General features: G+C 62.2%; 1 protein-coding gene. It reads left to right on the top strand.

What is annotated here, in order from left to right:
- The coding region (locus AF337_RS39235; protein ID WP_244471389.1) for an ABC transporter substrate-binding protein at window positions 1-378 on the top strand (378 nt) is incomplete at both ends.

A 378-nucleotide genomic window follows, 5' to 3' on the forward strand; every position in this document is an offset into this window, starting at 1 on the left:
GCACTGTCGCATGAGGCAAATGGCGACTTCGGCGGTGCATGGCTTTCTGCCAACTCGGCCGGCAGCGGCCCGTTCGCGCTGACGCAATGGCGGCCGAACGACGTTGCGATCTTCAACGCACGGAAAGACTATTGGGGCGGGGCGCCGGCCATGGCTCGCGTCGTCGCTCGGCACATTCCAGAATCCGGCAACCTCAGACTGCAGCTCGAAGCCGGAGACGTCGATGTCGGCCAATACCTCGCAAGCGGCGACCTCGACGCCCTGTCCACCAAAAAGGACATGGTGATCGAAAGCGTTCCGGGCCTCGGTTTCTATTATATCGCGCTCAACCAGAAGGACCCGGATCTGCAGAAGCCGAAGGTTCGCGAGGCCTTCCAG

The organism is Rhizobium ecuadorense (assembly GCF_001187535.1).
GTDB lineage: Bacteria > Pseudomonadota > Alphaproteobacteria > Rhizobiales > Rhizobiaceae > Rhizobium > Rhizobium ecuadorense.